Raw genomic sequence first — 17,247 nt, 5'->3', positions numbered from 1 at the left:
TCAGGAAGTTCGCAATGATTGAAATGCCGCCGCTGAGGTTCGCGCAGACGAACGGAATCCGCATGGGCTATTACGAGGCGGGTCCCGTCACCGACAAGCCGCCGGTGGTGCTGTGCCATGGCTGGCCGGAGCTCGCCTTCTCCTGGCGCCACCAGATCAAGGCGCTGAGCGAGGCCGGCATCCGTGTGATCGCGCCGGACCAGCGCGGCTACGGGGCGACCGATCGGCCCGAGCCGGTCGAGGCCTATGACATGGAGCACCTGACCGGCGATCTGGTCGGCCTGCTGGATCATCTCAGCATCGACAAGGCGATCTTCGTTGGCCACGATTGGGGTGGCTTCGTCGTCTGGCAGATGCCGCTGCGGCACCCCAGCCGCGCGGCCGGCGTCGTCGGTGTCAACACGCCGCATTGGGACCGTGCGCCGATGGATCCGATCGCGCTGTTCCGCCAGCGCTTCGGCGACCAGATGTACATCGTCCAGTTCCAGGATCCCGCGCGCGAACCGGACAGGATTTTCGGCAGCCGTGTCGAGCAGACGTTCGACGCCTTCATGCGCAAGCCGCTGCCGCGGCCGGCAGAGAAATCAGGAGAGCCGCCGATCGCAGGCGTCGGCGCCTCGTCAAGGACCAATCTGGCGTTTCCCCAGATGATCGCGGCCTACGATGCCAAGGTCGATCCGCGGACGCCGATCCTGACGGCGGAGGAGAAGCAGGTGTTCGTCGACACGTTCACGAAAACCGGCTTCACCGGCGGCATCAATTGGTACCGCAATTTCACCCGCAACTGGGAGCGCTCGCAAGGGCTCGACCACCACATCACCGTGCCGTCGCTGATGATCATGGCCGAGAACGACGCGGTGCTGCCGCCGTCGGCGGCCGACGGCATGGAGGGGCTGGTGGCGGACCTCGAAAGATACCTGGTGAAGGATAGCGGCCATTGGACGCAGCAGGAGAAGCCGGAAGAAGTCAGCGCCGTCTTGATCGAATGGCGTAGAAGGCGGTTTGGCTAGTTGCGAGGAGCGAAGCGACGGATCAATCCAGGAAAGTGTCCACGGACGGATTTCTGGATTGCTTCGCTTCCCTCGCAAGACGTTGAAGACCGAGGCAGGGGAAGCACTTTTAATGTCATCCAAGAACCGTCTGGATCCGATTCCGCAGCCGCCGACCAAGCCGGTGATCGGAAACATGCTGTCGCTGGATTCGGCCGCGCCTGTCCAGCATCTGACGAGGCTGGCCAAGGAGCTCGGGCCGATCTTCTGGCTCGACATGATGGGCTCACCGATCGTGGTCGTGTCCGGCCACGGTCTCGTCGACGAGCTGTCCGACGAAAAGCGCTTCGACAAGACGGTGCGCGGGGCGCTGCGGCGTGTGCGTGCGGTCGGCGGCGATGGCCTGTTCACGGCGGACACCAAGGAGCCGAACTGGAGCAAGGCGCATAACATCCTGCTGCAGCCGTTCGGCAACCGCGCCATGCAGTCCTACCATCCGAGCATGGTCGACATCGCCGAGCAGCTCGTCCACAAATGGGAGCGGCTGAACGCCGACGACGAGATCGACGTCGTCCACGACATGACCGCGCTGACGCTGGACACGATCGGCCTCTGCGGCTTCGACTACCGCTTCAACTCGTTCTACCGGCGCGACTACCACCCCTTCGTCGAGTCACTGGTGCGTTCGCTCGAAACCATCATGATGACGCGCGGCCTGCCGTTCGAGCAGCTCTGGATGCAGAAGCGGCGTAAGACACTGGGCGAGGACGTCAACTTCATGAACAGGATGGTCGACGAGATCATCGCCGAGCGCCGCAAGAGCGCCGAAGCCATCGATCACAAGAAGGACATGCTGGCCGCGATGATGACCGGCGTCGACCGCTCGACCGGCGAGCAGCTGGACGATGTCAACATCCGTTACCAGATCAACACGTTCCTGATCGCGGGCCACGAGACCACCAGCGGCCTCTTATCCTGCACGCTCTATGCGTTGCTGAAGCACCCGGACATTCTCAAAAAGGCCTATGACGAGGTCGATCGCGTCTTGGGCCCCGACGTCAATGCGAAGCCGACCTACCAGCAGGTGACCGAGCTCACCTATGTCACGCAGATCCTGAAAGAGGCGCTGCGGCTGTGGCCACCTGCGCCGGCCTACGGCATCTCGCCGTTGAATGACGAAATCATCGGTGGCGGCAAGTACAGGCTCAGGAAGGGCACGTTCACCACGATCCTGGTAACCGCGCTGCATCGCGACCCCACCGTCTGGGGACCCAATCCCGATGCTTTCGATCCCGAGAACTTCAGCAAGGAAGCGGAGGCCAAGCGGCCGATCAACGCGTGGAAGCCATTCGGCAACGGCCAGCGCGCCTGCATCGGCCGCGGTTTCGCCATGCACGAAGCGGCGCTTGCACTCGGCATGATCCTCCAGCGCTTCAAGCTGATCGACCATCGGCGCTATCAGATGCACCTGAAGGAAACGCTGACGATGAAGCCGGAAGGCTTCAAGATCAAGGTGCGGCCGCGGGCGGATCGCGAGCGCGGCGCCTATGGCGGGCCTGTCGCGGCCGTGGCTGTTGCGCCGCGGGCGCCGCGTCGGCCGACCACGCGTCCCGGCCATAACACGCCGATGCTCGTCCTTTACGGCTCCAATCTGGGCACGGCCGAGGAACTCGCGACGCGCATGGCTGATCTTGCCGAGATCAACGGCTTTGCCGTGCATCTCGGACCGCTCGACGATTTCGTCGGCAAGCTGCCGCAGCAGGGCGGCGTGTTGATCATCTGCGCCTCCTACAATGGCGCGCCGCCTGACAATGCGACGCAATTCGTCAAGTGGCTCGGTGAAGATCTGCCGCAAGATGCCTTTGTCAATGTGCGCTACGCCGTGTTCGGCTGCGGCAACAGTGACTGGGCCGCGACCTATCAATCGGTGCCGCGCTTCATCGACGAGCAACTATCGAAGCACGGCGCACGCGCGGTCTATCCGCGCGGTGAGGGCGATGCGCGCAGCGATCTCGACGGCCAGTTCCAGAAGTGGTTCCCGGCGGCGGCCCAGGTCGCGACCAGGGAATTCGGCATCGACTGGAACTTCACCCGCACCGCCGAAGACGATCCGCTCTATGCGATCGAGCCTGTCGCGGTCACTGCTGTCAATACCATCGTGGCCCAGGGCGGCGCTGTCGCGATGAAAGTGCTGGTCAATGACGAGCTTCAGAACAAGTCAGGCCCCAATCCATCGGAGCGCTCCACACGCCATATCGAGGTGCGGCTGCCGCTCAATATCAGCTACCGCGTCGGTGATCACTTGAGCGTCGTCCCGCGCAACGATCCGACACTGGTGGATTCCGTCGCCCGCCGCTTCGGCTTCCTGCCGGCCGATCAGATCAAGCTTAAGGTCGCCGAGGGCCGCCGCGCGCAATTGCCGGTCGGCGAAGCCGTGTCGGTCGGCAGACTGCTCAGCGAGTTCGTCGAGCTGCAGCAGGTGGCGACGCGGAAGCAGATCCAGATCATGGCTGAGCACACCCGCTGCCCGGTCACCAAGCCGAAGCTGCTGGCTTTCGTTGGCGAAGAGCCTGAAATGCTCGAACGATACCGTAGTGAGATCCTGGGCAAACGCAAATCGGTGTTCGACTTGCTGCTCGAGTATCCGGCCTGCGAATTGCCGTTCCACATCTATCTGGAAATGCTCTCGCTGCTGGCACCGCGCTACTATTCGATATCGTCTTCGCCTTCGGTCGACCCGGCACGTTGCAGCGTTACGGTTGGCGTGGTCGAGGGACCAGCCGCTTCGGGGTGCGGCGTCTATAAAGGCATCTGCTCGAATTACATTGCCAGCCGGCGCCCCGGCGATACGATGTACGCCACGGTGCGCGAGACCAAGGCCGGTTTCCGGCTGCCCGACGATTTATCAGTACCGATCATCATGATCGGCCCGGGCACGGGACTTGCGCCGTTCCGCGGCTTCCTCCAGGAGCGCGCCGCGCGCAAGGCGATGGGTGCCGGCCTTGGGCCGGCCATGCTGTTCTTCGGCTGCCGCCATCCCGACCAGGATTTTCTCTACGCGGACGAATTGAAGGCGCTCGCCGCAAGCGGCATCGCCGAGCTCTTCACCGCGTTCTCCCGCGCCGATGGGCCGAAGACCTATGTCCAGCACGTCCTCGCGGCCCAGAAGGACAAGGTCTGGCTGCTGATCGAGCAGGGCGCGATCATCTATGTCTGCGGCGACGGCGGCAAGATGGAGCCCGATGTGAAGGCGGCGCTGGTTGCGATCCATCGCGAAAAGAACGGCAGCGATGCGGCCGCAGCCACGCGCTGGATCGAGGAGATGGGCGCGAACAACCGCTATGTGCTGGACGTCTGGGCGGGAGGGTGACTGTTCTTCCGATCGTGCTAAAGCACTCCCATGATTCCCTGGGAAAAGATCGACACCGCCAAAATCCCCGGCTCCGACGAAGAGCTCCGCTTGATGCGGCGCGGCAAGGAGTTTTCGATCAAGCTCGGCACCAACGAGCTGATGAACAACCGTCTGTCGGGCTCCGAGGCCGCGCTTGCAACGCTGGCCGCGAAACAGATCGAGAAGGTCGCAAAACCGGCTGTCCTCATCGGCGGTCTCGGCATGGGTTTTACGCTGCGCGCGGCGCTTGCCGTGCTCGGAAGCAAAGCGAAGATCGTAGTCTCCGAGCTGGTGCCCGCGGTCGTCACCTGGGCGCGAGGCCCGATGGCGGAAGTTTTCGGCGACAGTCTCGATGACGCCAGGGTGAGCATCCGCGAGACCGACGTCGGCGAAGTGATCCGGGCCAAGAGCTCGGCGTTTGACGCCATCCTGCTCGATGTCGACAACGGGCCGGAAGGGCTGACCCGCAAGGGAAATGATGCGCTCTACAGTGCGAGCGGTTTGACGGCCGCGAAGGCGGCGCTGCGAGCCGGCGGCGTTCTTGCTGTCTGGTCGTCGGGACCCAACTCCGCCTTCACCAAGCGTCTTGGCCGTGCCGGCTTCGACGTCAACGAGGTCAATGTGCGCGCCACCGGCAGAGGCGGCGGCGCTCGCCACGTGATCTGGATCGCGAAGAAAAGCTAGAACATCGTGTTGTTGTTCGCCGGATTGTCCGGGATCGGCTGAACCACGTCCCAGTGCTCGACGATCTTGCCGTTCTCCAGCTTGAAGATGTCGACGATCGCATTGCCCTTGGTGCCGGGCTCGCGAACCGCGTTGACGTGCAGGATGACGTAGTCGCCGTCGACGAAAGAGCGCTTGATCTCGCTGTGCGAGTTCGGAAACTTTTCGCGCAGGAAGCCGATGAATTTTCGGAAACCCTCCGGTCCATCGGCCGCGTTCGGATTGTGCTGGACGTAACGGTCGCCGACATAGGCGAGGGCTGCGTCGACGTCTTTCTGATTGAGACCCTTCTCGTAGAAGGCCAGCACGGCGTTGCGATTGGCTTCTTCTTGCGCGCTACCCGCAAAAGCGGTGCCGCCGGCGAGGCAAAGCGTGAGGACCGAAACGGCGGCCATTGCGGCCGACCGAGCGATGAGATGCATGGGAACTCCGAGAGGCATCGTAATCGAGGGAAGCCTCTATAGCTCCTGCATCGGCTCGCGTTAAGAGAGTCACCGGCAGTTCACATGGTCACCGTGAGGAGACCGGCTGCGCCGATCTAGGCCGCCTTTGCAGCCGCTCCATGCGCGTGCTTGTCGATGGCGCCGATGATCTCGGGCCAGAACCGCATCGGCAGCGCGTGGCCCATGCCCTCGATCATCAGCAGCTTTGCGCCCGGAATCGACTCCGCTGTGTCCTTGCCGCCTTCGGGACGCACCAGCGGGTCGACAGTGCCGTGAATGACCAGTGTCGGCGTCGTCACGTGGTGCAGCCTTTCCTTGCGGCTGCCCGAGGCGAGCACGGCGCGGAGCTGGCGGCCGACGCCGGCCGGATTGAGCCCACGGGCGAAGACGCGTTCGGCACGATCAGGATCGAGCGCCTCTTCCTCCGGAAAGGAGCCGCCGCGCAGGATTTTCCAGGTTTGGCCGAAGCGGGTGATGAATTCTTCCTTGCTGCGCGGCGGCGGCGCCATCAGCATGGCGGCAGCCTCGCGCGTCGGCGGCGGCACACGCGGATTGCCCGTGGTCGACATGATGGAGGTCAGCGAGCGCACGCGCTCGGGAAATGACAGCGTCACTTCCTGCGCGATCATGCCGCCCATCGACGCCCCGACGAGATGCGCCGACTTGATGCCGAGCGCATCCATCAGGCCGACCGTGTCCCTGGCCATGTCGATCAGCTTGTAGGGCGCGGCGACGGGAATCCTGAGCAAGCGCAGCTTCAGCAGCTCGAGCGGCGTCAGCCGCCTGCCGCCCGTGAGATGGCTCGACTTGCCGATATCGCGGTTGTCGAAACGGATCACGCGAAAGCCGTGCGTTGCAAGCTGCTCGCAGAACCCATCGTCCCAGTGGATCATCTGCGCCCCGAGCCCCATGACCAGCAGCAGCGGCTCGGCATTGTCGTTGCCGAAAATCTCATAGCAGATGTCGATGCCGTTGGCGCGGACGGTCTGTGGCGGCTGATGGGCGGAGGCGTTCACCGGCGTGCTCCCTTGGCTTCCAGGCGGGAATTGTATTGCATGGTTTGCCGCCGCAAAGAAGCCATGCGTGCGACATCGACCTGTCGCTTAGCCGTTGACCGGCCCGTCGCAACGGTGTGGTATGGAGACAAAAGAGGGGCGCAAGAAGCCCTCGTGACCTGGAGGACGCCGATGACCGACAAGATCACCGACCCCGTCGCCTTGTGGCAGAAGATGGTCGGCGAGATGGAGAAGGGGTTCAACTCGCTTGCCACCAAGGCGATGGAGACGCCCGAATTCTCGCAGGCCATGAATCGGGCTGGCGGCGCGGCTGCAGGTGCGCAGAAGCAATTCGGCGATCTCATGGAGAAGTATTTGCTCTCGATGAATCTGCCGAGCCGCGAGCAAATGACCGGCATCGCCGAGCGGCTTCAGTCGATCGAGGCGCAGCTCGGCGAGATCAGCTCGATGCTGAGCAAGATGTCGGCCAATTCCACGGGGGCGCCGATCGATGCCGTGCCGCGGCCGCCGCGCACAAAGCGCCCGCCGTCCGAAAGCGGAGGGCCAAAATGAACGCGCCGACGGGAGTTGATTTCGCAGCAATCCCGGAGCGCATCCAGGCCGAGGTGCAGCGCGCCATCCAGCGCAGCATCAAGGGCGTCGAATATTTCTCGACCTCCGGCCCGACGCTCGGATCGACCCCAAAGGACGTGCTGCATTCGCGCGGCACGATGAGCCTCTATCACTACCGGCCAATGACGGACGAGATCTACCGGGTGCCCGTGCTGGTCGTGATGGCGACCACCAATCGCGGCTACATTCTCGATCTCGTGCCCGGCCAGAGCTTCATCGAGTTCCTCTTGAAGCGCGGCTACGACGTCTACATGCTGGACTGGAGTGCACCGCGGCCGGAGGAGAAGAGCCTGCGTATGGAGGACTACGTCCTCGACTTCATCCCGGATTGCGTCCGCCGCGTGCAGGCCGATTCCGGCGAGCAGGACGTCTCCCTCATCGGCTATTGCTTTGGCGGGGTGCTGTCGCTGCTCTACGGCTCGATCTTCCCGGAGGGGCCGATGAAAAATTTGATCTGCTTCACCACGCCGATCGACTTCCGCGAGATGAAGCTGTTCTCGAATTTCTCCGACCGCCGCTATTTCGACGTCGACCGCCTCGTCGACAGCGTCGGCAACGTGCCGCCGGAGATGATCCTGTCCTCGTTCGAGATGCTGCGTCCGGCGTCGCGCACGGTCAGCCAGATCCAGCTCTGGGAAAACATCTGGAACGACGAGTTCGTGAAGTCGTACCGGATGTTCGACCGCTGGGCGACCGACACGCTGCCGCTGGCGGGCGAGTATTTCCGCACCATCACCAAGGACCTGATGTGGGACAACAAGCTCTACAACGACACCATGTCGGTCGGTGGCCGTACGGCGAAGCTTGAGAACATCAAGGTGCCGATCCTGCATGCGGTCGCCGAGCACGATCACATCGTGCCCTATGACGCGGCAAAGCATCTGATCGCGAAGATCGGCTCCGCGGACAAGGAAGAGGTGATGCTGAAAGGCGGTCACGTCTCGCTGGTCGCAGGCGCCAACGCGGTCAAGCGGCTGTGGCCGAAACTGGATTCCTGGCTGGGGACAAGATCGACATGAGTGAGCAGCGTTCCTATCCACGCCACGTCAGAACCGACGCGGGCGACGTCGAGATCCGCCTGATGTCGCCTATGGACGAAACTGCGGTGCTCGCCTTCGGCAAGGGCCTGCCGACCCATGATCTGTTGTTCCTGCCGCGCAACATCAGCGAGCCGAAGGTGCTGTCCGCCTGGGTCAAGGAGATCGAGCGCGGTGCGATTCAGAGTCTGCTTGCGGTGAAAGATGGCAGGGTGGTCGGCTGCGGCACCCTGGTGCGCGATCCTCACTCCTGGTCGCCCCATGTCGGCGAGATCCGCATGGTGGTCTCGCAGGACGTGCGCGGGAAGGGGGTGGGGAAGGCGCTGTCGCAGGAAACCTTTGCGCTCGCCCTCCGGGCGGGGCTGGAGAAGCTTTCGGTCCAGATGACGGTCGACCAGCAGGCGGCGATCGCACTGTTCGAGAGCCTCGGCTTCAAGGCCGAGGCCCTGTTGCGGGACCATGTCCGGGATGTCGGCGGTAAGACCCACGACATCGTCGTGCTCGGCCACAACATCGCGCAGGTCCAGGCCCAGATGGAGGCCTATGGGCTGCCGGACGCCGTCCAGCGCTAGGGGCCGATCGAAACCGGAAATCAACCCCATGCACAGAAGGCGGCGGGCCAGGACGTCGGCAGATTGCCCCCAAATAAGGCTTTCACGATTTCGTGATATCGCGGTGCAGCAATGAATATTGCATCGCACAATCAACTATGCCATATAAGTTGTGCCCCGGGCCATTGAGGACGGGGTGAGCCCATAGCTCAACCCCTGAGGATGGAGAGAACCCCATGACCACCGAGACCAACTCCGCTTTCGACGGCTTCAAAGACGCTTTCAAGAACATCCAGAACCTGGAAGTTCCCGAGGCGGCCCGCGAATTCGTCAAGAAGACCGCCAACACCGCCAAGGACCGCGCCGCTGAAGTGTTCGCCGGCTCCGAGCGCGTGACCGCCGCCGTCGAGAACGCGGTGACGGAGTCCGTCACTGAAGCCGGCAAGATCAGCCGCAACATCCAGCAGGCGATCTACGAAGACGCCGAGGCCTTCTTCTCGGGCATCGACAAGCTCGCCTCCGCCAAGTCGGTCAGCGAAGCCGTCGAGATCCAGTCGAGCCTGCTCCGCACCCGCGGCGAAGTGTTCGTCTCGCGCGCCAAGGCGACCGCCGACTATCTCGGCAAGCTTGCTGCCAACGGTGCGAAGTCCGCTCAGGACAATTTTGCCAAGGTCTACAAGACCGCCTGATCTGGCGATCCGAGAGCAAACTGAAATTCGAGGCCCGCTTCGGCGGGCCTTTTGTTTTGCGCCGCCGCCGTCATTGCGAGCGAAGCGAGCCAATCCAGTCTGTCTTCTTGGAAAGACTCTGGATTGCTTCGCTTCGCTCGCAAGGACGAGTACTGTGATCGCGTGATGACCCCACCGGCCACCTTCTCCTTCGACACCCCTGGCGATGCCGAACGGGCGGCTGAGCTGCGCCGCGTGAAAGCGCTGGCGACGCTGGTGCTGGCCTCGACCTTGACGCTGTTCGTCGCCGCGAAATGGCTGCTGCCGGTGCATCCCGTGTTCGGCTTCATCGCGGCCTTCGCAGAGGCCGCCACGATCGGCGGCCTCGCCGACTGGTATGCCGTGGTCGCGCTGTTCAGGCGGCCGCTCGGCCTGCCGATCCCGCATACCGCGATCATCCAGAGCAACCAGGCCCGGATCGCCGACAAGCTCGGCGAATTCATCCAGGTCCATTTCCTCGAGGCAGGGCCGGTGGAGGCCAAGCTGAAGGAGATCGATTTCGGCTCTTTCGTCGCCGACTGGCTGCGCGACCGCAAGCGCAGCGACGACCTCGCGCGCTTTGTGCTGCGCCTGCTGCCGGAAGCGGTGTCCGCGACCGAAAGCTCCGGCCTGATGACCTTCATCATCCGCCGCATGTCCTCGCAGCTTCAGGCGATCGACCTCGCGCCGCTCGCCGCCGGCACGCTGCGCGGGTTTGTTGCCGAGGGGAGGCACCAGATCCTGTTCGACGATCTCCTGCGCGTGATGCACGAGACGTTGAATCAGAAAGAGACGATGGCGATGATCCGCGAGAAGGTGCGCGCGGAGTTGCCGACCCTGCTCAATCTCTACCGCGCCGACAAGTTTCTGGTGAACAAGATCGTCTCGTCCGCCACCGCCTTCTTCAATGAGGTGCGCAGCGATCCCAAGCATCCATTCCGCGCCGAGTTCGACCGCATGGTGTTGACCTTCGTCGACCGGCTCGGCACCGACCAGGCCTACATCGACCGCATCGACGGCTTGAAGCGCGACCTGCTGGCGCGGCCCGAGCTTGCCGATCTCGCCCGGACCGTCTGGGCCAATACGCGCTCTTTCATCGAGCGCAGCGCGAGCGGCGAGACGCAGGTGCTGCAGCATCACCTCGCCGGCATGTTCGTTTCGGCGGGCGATGCGCTCGCCGGCGATGCCGAGCTGCGCGGCGAGATCAACATGGGCCTGGTGACGGTGCTGCGCAGGTTCGTGGCCGACCAGAAGAGCGGCGTCTCGACCTTCATCTCCGACCAGGTGAAGGCGTGGGACATGGCGCAGCTGATTTCGCTGATCGAGATCAACATCGGGCGCGACCTGCAATACATCCGCTTCAACGGTTCGCTGATCGGCGGGCTGGCTGGTCTTGCGCTCTACTCCATCGAATTCCTGCTCCGATTGTTGTGACTTTTGCGTCACGGCCGTTAGCATTAACGCGCGGGCCTATTGTCGCTTCGCCTCTCGCCCGCTTGAATGTGTGGAACCGGCCGCCTAGCTGATTCATGTTGCGCTGCGGAACGATCAAGACGCCGGCGTGTTGGAGTTCATGCCCATTGCCGGCATCGCGGCCGGCGCCTGTTCAGGGGAACCATTGATGACCGCTACAGCCCAGACGCTGCGTCCGCCGTCCCGGACTCTGATGCTTCTCGAAGGACGTGCGATCCACGAGTTCGGCGCATTCCTCGGCGCGCTACCGCTGCTGAGCCTGGCGCCGCGTGGCGACGGGCATCCGGTGCTGGTGCTGCCTGGCCTCGTCGCCTCCGACGGCTCCACGCGCGCGCTGCGAACCTTTCTGACCAGCAAGGGCTATGCGGTCAGCGGCTGGCGCCAGGGACGCAACTACGGCCTCCGCGAGGGCGTGCAGCATGCCATGCTCGATCTTGTCGAGGAGCTCAACGACAAGCATGGCCGCAAGATCAGCCTGGTCGGCTGGAGCCTCGGTGGCCTCTATGCGCGCCAGCTCGCCAAGATGATGCCCGAGCGCGTCCGCCAGGTGATCACGCTCGGCAGCCCCTTCGCAGGCAATCCTCATTCGACCAATGCCTGGCGCGTCTATGAATGGGTGAGCGGGCGGAAGTCCGACGAGGTCGATCCGCGCTTCGGCGGCGAGCTCGCCGCCCCGCCGCCGGTGCCGACCACGGCCATCTTCAGCCGCACCGACGGCGTCTGCGCCTGGCAGGGCTGCATGGAGAAGACCGGCGCACAGACCGAGAGCATCGAGGTCGAGAGCAGCCATTGCGGCATGGGTCATCACCCCGCCGTCGTCTACGCCGTAGCCGACCGCCTCGCGCAGAAGGAAGGCCAGTGGCGCCCGTTCGATCGCAGCGGCTGGCGCAGCCTGGTGTATCCCGATCCGCATCGGTGATCTCTCTTTCTTCGCCTCTCCCGCTTGCGGGAGAGGCCGACACGCTCGCAGAGCGTGGCGGGTGAGGGTTGTTTCCTGTTGGGGATTGTCCCGTTGCGGAGACACCCTCTCCCCAACCCTCTCCCGCAAGCGGGAGAGAGCCCAGTGCCGATGCCGCCGCATCGTGAGAGGCACCCGTCGCTCCCTCATTGTGGCGCCCGCACCAAACGCGCTATGCCTCGCCCATGGCGCATCCGCTCTCTCGCATCATCGATCAGCTCAAGCGTGAGCCGTCACGCACCGGCTCCATCGTCATCACCATGTTCGGCGATGCCATCGTGCCGCGCGGCGGGTCGGTGTGGCTCGGCACGTTGCTGGCGTTTTTCGAGGGCATCGATATCGATGGCAGCGTGGTGCGAACGGCGATGTCGCGCCTGGCTGCCGATGGCTGGCTGACGCGCGAAAAGGTCGGCCGCAACAGCTTTTACCGCCTCGCCGAGAAGGGCCGCGAGACATTCGAAGCGGCGACACGCCACATCTACGATCCGCCGCCGTCGAACTGGACCGGTCGCTTCGAGTTGCTGCTGATCGGCAATGGTGAAGACCGTGATGTCTCACGCGAGGCGCTGCGAAATGCCGGTTTCGGCAGCCCGCTGCCGGGCGTGTGGGTGGCACCATCAGGCGTGCCGGTGCCGGAGCAGGCCGCAGGGGCCATCCGTCTCGAGGTCTCGGCCGAGGATGACAATGGGCGTCGACTGCTCGGCGCGAGCTGGCCGCTGGGGCGCACCGCCGATGCTTATCTGAAATTCATGAAGACGTTCGAGCCGTTACGCGCCGCGATCGCGCGCGGCACGGATTTGTCCGAGGCCGATGCGTTCACCGCGCGCATTCTGCTGATCCACTATTACCGCCGCGTCGTGCTGCGCGATCCGCTGCTTCCCGAGAGCCTGCTGCCGGCGGATTGGCCGGGCAAGGCTGCCCGCGAACTCTGCGGCGAGATCTATCGGGCGCTGCTTGTCCCGTCCGAACAATGGCTTGATAGCCATGGAACCAATGAGAAGGGCGCGTTGCCGGCGGCGCGAAAGCTCCTGGAACGGAGATTCGGCGCCTGATTTTTATGTTACAGAAATATCTTGCATGACTTAAATTCTGTTATATATTGCTTCCCAACGAGACGGGAGGAATGCGCATGTATACCCAGGCGCTGAACATGGCCGAGAGCGATGATCGCGGTCTCGAGGATGCGGCCAAGGCTGCGCAGTTCCAGGCCCGTATCGATGCCGAAGAGCGCATCGAGCCGAACGACTGGATGCCGGCGGCCTATCGCAAGACGCTCACCCGCCAGATCTCCCAGCACGCCCATTCCGAAATCGTCGGCATGCTGCCCGAAGGCAACTGGATCACGCGCGCGCCGACCCTGCGCCGCAAGGCCGCGCTGCTCGCCAAGGTGCAGGATGAGTGCGGCCACGGGCTCTATCTCTACGCCGCGGCCGAGACGCTCGGCACCTCGCGCGAGGAACTCGTGGACGCCATGCTTGCGGGCAAGGCCAAATACTCCTCCATCTTCAACTATCCGACGCTGACCTGGGCCGACATCGGCACCATCGGCTGGCTGGTCGACGGCGCCGCGATCATGAACCAGATCCCGCTGTGCCGTTGCTCCTACGGCCCCTATGCGCGCGCGATGATCCGCGTCTGCAAGGAGGAATCGTTCCATCAGCGCCAGGGTTACGAGATCATGCTGACGCTGTGCCGCGGCTCGGACGAGCAGAAGGCGATGGCGCAGGATGCGCTGAACAGGTGGTGGTGGCCGGTTCTGATGATGTTCGGTCCGCCGGACGCCACGAGCCAGCACAGCGACACATCGACGAAGTGGAAGATCAAGCGTTTCTCCAATGACGAACTCCGGCAGAAGTTCGTCGATGCCACGGTGCCGCAGGCGCAATATCTCGGCCTCACCATTCCCGATCCAGGCATGACCCAGGATGCCGAGGGCCACTGGCGCTACAGCGGGATCGACTGGACCGAGTTCAAGCAGGTGCTCGCCGGCAACGGCCCTTGCAATCGCGATCGCATGGCGGCGCGCCGCAAGGCGCACGATGAGGGCGCCTGGGTGCGCGAAGCCGCTGCCGCCTACGCCAGCAAGCGCGCACAGCGTCAGACCGCACAAGCCGCGGAATAAGGAGATCGATATGGCCACCCCGAATACGCCGCTGTGGGAAGTCTTCATTCGCAGCCGCAACGGGCTCGCGCACAAGCATGTCGGCTCGCTGCATGCGAGCGACGCCACCATGGCGCTGCAGGCTGCCCGCGACATTTACACCCGCCGCGGCGAGGGCCTGTCGATCTGGGTCGTGCCGTCAACCGCGATCACCGCCAGCGACCCCGCCGAGAAGGGCATGATGTTCGAGCCGGCGGAATCGAAGATCTACCGGCATCCGACGTTCTACGAGGTGCCGGAAGAAGTGGGGCATATGTGATGCCGGTTGCCAACATCGACGTCTCCGAAACACCGCTGGTGCTCTACGCGCTGCGCCGTGCCGATGACGCGCTGATCCTCGGTCACCGCCTGTCGGAATGGTGCGGGCATGCGCCGATGATGGAAGAGGACATGGCGCTCTCCAACATCGCCCTCGACCTGATCGGCCAGGCGCGCGAACTGTACACCTACGCCGCCAAGGCCGAAGGCGGGGACAACGACGAGGACAAGCTCGCGTATTTGCGCGATGTCAGGCAGTACCGCAATCTGCTGCTGGTCGAGCAGCCCAATGGCGACTTCGCCCAGACCCTGGTGCGGCAGTTCTTTTACTCCGCCTTCGCCGATCTTTACTGGCGCGCGATGATGAATTCGCGCGACGCGACGCTCGCGGCCATTGCTGCGAAGTCGGAGAAGGAGAGCGCCTATCATCTGCGTCATGCCTCGGAATGGATCATCCGCCTTGGCGATGGCACGGATGAGAGCCACGCGCGCGCTCAAGGCGCGATCGATCATCTCTGGGCCTTCACCGGCGAGATGTTTGCCGTCGACGACGGCGAGCGCGCCCTGATCGAGGCCGGCATTGCCGTCGATCCAGGCACGCTGCGCGGCCGTTGGATGACGACGCTGTCCGATGTCGTGAGCGAGGCAACCCTGACGCTGCCGCAGAACGACTGGATGCAGCAGGGCGGCCGTTCCGGCCGGCACAGCGAACATCTCGGCCATCTGCTGTCGGAGTTGCAATCGATGCAGCGCACGTTTCCGGGGCAGACATGGTGACGGTGCTCGATCGCGACAGCGAGCTGCGCCGGCGAGCCTGGGATGCTGCGGCGGGCGTGGTCGATCCTGAGATCCCCGTGCTGACCATCGCCGATCTGGGCGTGCTCCGCGATGTCATTGTTGACGGCGACCATGCCGAGGTCGTGATCACGCCGACCTATTCGGGCTGCCCGGCGATGAACATGATCGCGCTCGAAATCGAGATCGCGCTGGAGCGCGCCGGCTTCCGTCGCCCGAAAGTACGCGCCGTGCTGTCGCCGGCCTGGACCACCGATTGGATGAGCGAGGAGGGCCGTCGGAAGCTGCGCGCCTACGGCATCGCACCGCCGCAGGCTTCAGGTTCGCGCCGCGCACTGTTTGGTGAGCAAGCCGTCGCGTGTCCGCAATGCGGCTCCGAGAAGACCGAGCTGTTGTCGGAATTCGGCTCGACCTCCTGCAAGGCGCTGTGGCGGTGCAAGTCCTGCCGCGAACCGTTCGACTACTTCAAGTGCCATTGAGGCGCACGATGCCAACCCGACCGCAATGACGGCTGTGGCTCAAATCTAGGGTATTCGAGATGTCTGCAGCCGCACCGCGCTTCCATCGCCTGGCCGTCAACGATCTCCGCCGCGAGGCGTCTGATGCCGTCTCGATGACCTTCGCCATCCCCGGCGAACTCGCGGGCGACTACGCCTTCACGCCCGGCCAGTATCTCACGCTCCGCACCATGCTCGATGGCGAAGAGGTGCGTCGCTCCTATTCGATCTGCTCCGGCCCCGATGATGGCGAAATCCGTATCGCGGTGAAGAAGGTCGACGGTGGCGCGTTCTCGAGCTGGGCGGCGGACGAGCTCAAACGCGGCGACGAACTCGATGTGATGACGCCGACCGGCCGCTTCGGCGTGCTCCCGCCTGATGATGCCGGACGCATCCATGTCGGCTTCGCCGCGGGCTCGGGCATCACGCCGATCCTGTCGATCGTCAAGGGCGTCTTGACGCGCGAGCCCGACAGCCGGTTCTTCCTGTTCTACGGCAACCGTACCACGGACAACATCATGTTCCTCGAGGCGCTCGAGGAGCTCAAGGACCGCTTCATCGACCGCCTCTCGATCTTCCACGTCATCTCCGGTGAGGAGCAGGACATTCCGATCCTGCATGGCCGGCTCGATGGCGACAAGGTGAGGGTGCTGCTGCGCTCGCTGGTACCGGCCGCAAGCGTCGACCACGTCTTCGTCTGTGGTCCCTCGGGCATGAGCGAAGACATCGAGGCGACCTGTCGCGATCTCGGCATCGCCGACGACCGCATTCACGTCGAACGCTTCGTCTCGGAGTTTGGCGGCAAGCCGCGACCGAAGAAGGCCGTTGCGCCCGACGCGCCCCCGAAGTCGATCGCCTCCCTGATCATCGACGGCAAGCGCCGCGATGTTCCGGTCGCCGAGGACGAGGCGATCCTCGATGCCGCGCTGCGCGCCGGCGTCGATTTGCCCTTCGCCTGCAAAGGCGGCATGTGCTCGACCTGTCGCGCCAAGCTGGTCGAGGGCGAGGCGCCGATGGACCTCAACTATTCGCTGGAACCCTGGGAGCTGAAGGCCGGATTCGTCCTCACGTGCCAGGCCAAGCCATCGTCCCAGCGCGTCGTGGTCGACTACGACCACGTTTGACAGTGTTGACCATCAGGCAGAACATCATGTGCAAGCAATTCGCCGGGAGAAGCGCGTGAACGTCAAAGCCGCCCTGTCGCCTGAAGATGTTGCCCGCGCCTGCGCTGAGGCGATGTGGGCGGAGGACGATGCCTCCAAGGGACTTGGAATGGAGATCGTCGAGATCGGTCCGGGCTTTGCGACGCTCGCCATGACGGTGCGGCCCGACATGGTCAACGGCCAACGCATCGCCCATGGCGGCTTCATCTTCACGCTCGCCGACTCCGCTTTCGCCTTTGCCTGCAACTCGCACAACGATCGCGTTGTTGCGGCGCAGGGCCAGATCAGCTTCATCAAACCTGGCAAGCTCGGCGACCGCCTGGTGGCGAAGGCGCGCGAGGTCACGCGCGGCGGTCGGTCCGGCATCTATGACGTGCGCGTCACGGCCGGCGATACCGTCGTTGCTGAATTCCGCGGGCATTCGCGTGTCGTTCCCGGCACATGGCTGCCGCAGCAAGACAAATAACAGAACG

At 64.0% G+C, this 17,247-nt stretch carries 18 protein-coding genes; 16 read left to right on the top strand and 2 right to left on the bottom strand.

Annotated features, from left to right (window positions below; all coding sequences use genetic code 11):
* The first annotated feature begins 14 nt into the window (after positions 1–14).
* The 3 genes from ACVWZ4_RS00895 to ACVWZ4_RS00885 all read left to right on the top strand — a co-directional run bounded on the left by ACVWZ4_RS00895 (position 15) and on the right by ACVWZ4_RS00885 (position 5,064).
* Positions 15–1,010 carry an alpha/beta fold hydrolase gene (locus ACVWZ4_RS00895; protein WP_456739655.1) on the top strand — a complete coding sequence of 332 codons (996 nt, stop codon included), beginning with the start codon at positions 15–17 and terminating at the stop codon, positions 1,008–1,010.
* Positions 1,011–1,122: 112 nt separating this feature from the next.
* A complete protein-coding gene (locus tag ACVWZ4_RS00890; protein WP_456763589.1) occupies positions 1,123–4,359 on the top strand; it encodes a bifunctional cytochrome P450/NADPH--P450 reductase in 3,237 nt (1,078 codons plus the stop codon).
* A gap of 30 nt (positions 4,360–4,389) precedes the next feature.
* Entirely contained in the window at positions 4,390–5,064 is a 675-nt protein-coding gene (locus tag ACVWZ4_RS00885; protein WP_456702451.1) for a spermidine synthase, read from the top strand.
* Here ACVWZ4_RS00885 and ACVWZ4_RS00880 read toward each other — a convergent pair.
* Both ACVWZ4_RS00880 and ACVWZ4_RS00875 read right to left on the bottom strand, forming a co-directional pair.
* Positions 5,061–5,525, bottom strand: coding sequence for a nuclear transport factor 2 family protein (locus ACVWZ4_RS00880; RefSeq protein ID WP_456702452.1), 465 nt, complete (start codon positions 5,523–5,525; stop codon positions 5,061–5,063). The two genes, ACVWZ4_RS00885 and ACVWZ4_RS00880, sit on opposite strands and share 4 nt — an antisense overlap.
* A gap of 116 nt (positions 5,526–5,641) precedes the next feature.
* Positions 5,642–6,562, bottom strand: coding sequence for an alpha/beta fold hydrolase (locus tag ACVWZ4_RS00875; protein WP_456739654.1), 921 nt, complete (start codon positions 6,560–6,562; stop codon positions 5,642–5,644).
* Between the two features lie 171 nt (positions 6,563–6,733).
* Here ACVWZ4_RS00875 and ACVWZ4_RS00870 point away from each other — a divergent pair, with 171 nt between their 5' ends.
* The 13 genes from ACVWZ4_RS00870 to paaI all read left to right on the top strand — a co-directional run bounded on the left by ACVWZ4_RS00870 (position 6,734) and on the right by paaI (position 17,240).
* Positions 6,734–7,114, top strand: a complete 381-nt coding sequence (locus tag ACVWZ4_RS00870; protein WP_456739653.1) for a hypothetical protein — start codon at positions 6,734–6,736, stop codon at positions 7,112–7,114.
* On the top strand, positions 7,111–8,193 hold the full coding sequence (locus ACVWZ4_RS00865; RefSeq protein ID WP_456738071.1) for a PHA/PHB synthase family protein: 1,083 nt from the start codon (positions 7,111–7,113) through the stop codon (positions 8,191–8,193). The genes ACVWZ4_RS00870 and ACVWZ4_RS00865 overlap by 4 nt, the downstream gene beginning before the upstream one ends.
* Positions 8,190–8,783 carry an N-acetyltransferase family protein gene (locus ACVWZ4_RS00860; RefSeq protein WP_456702456.1) on the top strand — a complete coding sequence of 198 codons (594 nt, stop codon included), beginning with the start codon at positions 8,190–8,192 and terminating at the stop codon, positions 8,781–8,783. The genes ACVWZ4_RS00865 and ACVWZ4_RS00860 overlap by 4 nt, the downstream gene beginning before the upstream one ends.
* A 215-nt stretch (positions 8,784–8,998) precedes the next feature.
* Positions 8,999–9,451, top strand: coding sequence for a phasin (locus tag ACVWZ4_RS00855; protein ID WP_456702457.1), 453 nt, complete (start codon positions 8,999–9,001; stop codon positions 9,449–9,451).
* A 165-nt stretch (positions 9,452–9,616) separates the two neighbouring features.
* Positions 9,617–10,903, top strand: a complete 1,287-nt coding sequence (locus tag ACVWZ4_RS00850; RefSeq protein WP_456739652.1) for a DUF445 domain-containing protein — start codon at positions 9,617–9,619, stop codon at positions 10,901–10,903.
* 187 nt (positions 10,904–11,090) lie between these two features.
* Positions 11,091–11,861 carry an esterase/lipase family protein gene (locus ACVWZ4_RS00845; RefSeq protein ID WP_456739651.1) on the top strand — a complete coding sequence of 257 codons (771 nt, stop codon included), beginning with the start codon at positions 11,091–11,093 and terminating at the stop codon, positions 11,859–11,861.
* A gap of 224 nt (positions 11,862–12,085) precedes the next feature.
* Positions 12,086–12,952, top strand: coding sequence for a phenylacetic acid degradation operon negative regulatory protein PaaX (paaX, locus tag ACVWZ4_RS00840; protein ID WP_456702460.1), 867 nt, complete (start codon positions 12,086–12,088; stop codon positions 12,950–12,952).
* A gap of 77 nt (positions 12,953–13,029) precedes the next feature.
* A complete protein-coding gene (gene paaA / locus ACVWZ4_RS00835; protein WP_456705217.1) occupies positions 13,030–14,022 on the top strand; it encodes a 1,2-phenylacetyl-CoA epoxidase subunit PaaA in 993 nt (330 codons plus the stop codon).
* Positions 14,023–14,032: 10 nt separating this feature from the next.
* Positions 14,033–14,320 (top strand): 1,2-phenylacetyl-CoA epoxidase subunit PaaB, encoded by a 288-nt coding sequence (gene paaB, locus ACVWZ4_RS00830; RefSeq protein WP_008136594.1) that lies wholly within the window; start codon positions 14,033–14,035, stop codon positions 14,318–14,320.
* Positions 14,320–15,096 (top strand): 1,2-phenylacetyl-CoA epoxidase subunit PaaC, encoded by a 777-nt coding sequence (gene paaC / locus ACVWZ4_RS00825; RefSeq protein ID WP_456702461.1) that lies wholly within the window; start codon positions 14,320–14,322, stop codon positions 15,094–15,096. Before paaB ends, paaC begins: the two co-directional genes overlap by 1 nt.
* Positions 15,090–15,593 (top strand): 1,2-phenylacetyl-CoA epoxidase subunit PaaD, encoded by a 504-nt coding sequence (gene paaD / locus ACVWZ4_RS00820; protein ID WP_456702462.1) that lies wholly within the window; start codon positions 15,090–15,092, stop codon positions 15,591–15,593. Before paaC ends, paaD begins: the two co-directional genes overlap by 7 nt.
* Before the next feature lie 59 nt (positions 15,594–15,652).
* Positions 15,653–16,735 carry a 1,2-phenylacetyl-CoA epoxidase subunit PaaE gene (paaE, locus tag ACVWZ4_RS00815; protein WP_456702463.1) on the top strand — a complete coding sequence of 361 codons (1,083 nt, stop codon included), beginning with the start codon at positions 15,653–15,655 and terminating at the stop codon, positions 16,733–16,735.
* Positions 16,736–16,790: 55 nt separating this feature from the next.
* The gene (gene paaI / locus ACVWZ4_RS00810; protein ID WP_456702464.1) at positions 16,791–17,240 is read left to right on the top strand and encodes a hydroxyphenylacetyl-CoA thioesterase PaaI; all 450 of its coding nucleotides are present in this window, start codon (positions 16,791–16,793) and stop codon (positions 17,238–17,240) included.
* Positions 17,241–17,247 lie beyond the last annotated feature (7 nt).

Source organism: Bradyrhizobium sp. USDA 4472 (genome assembly GCF_054058595.1).
The sequence above is the reverse complement of the archived record's forward strand: the minus strand, read 5'-3'. Positions and strand labels throughout refer to the sequence as shown.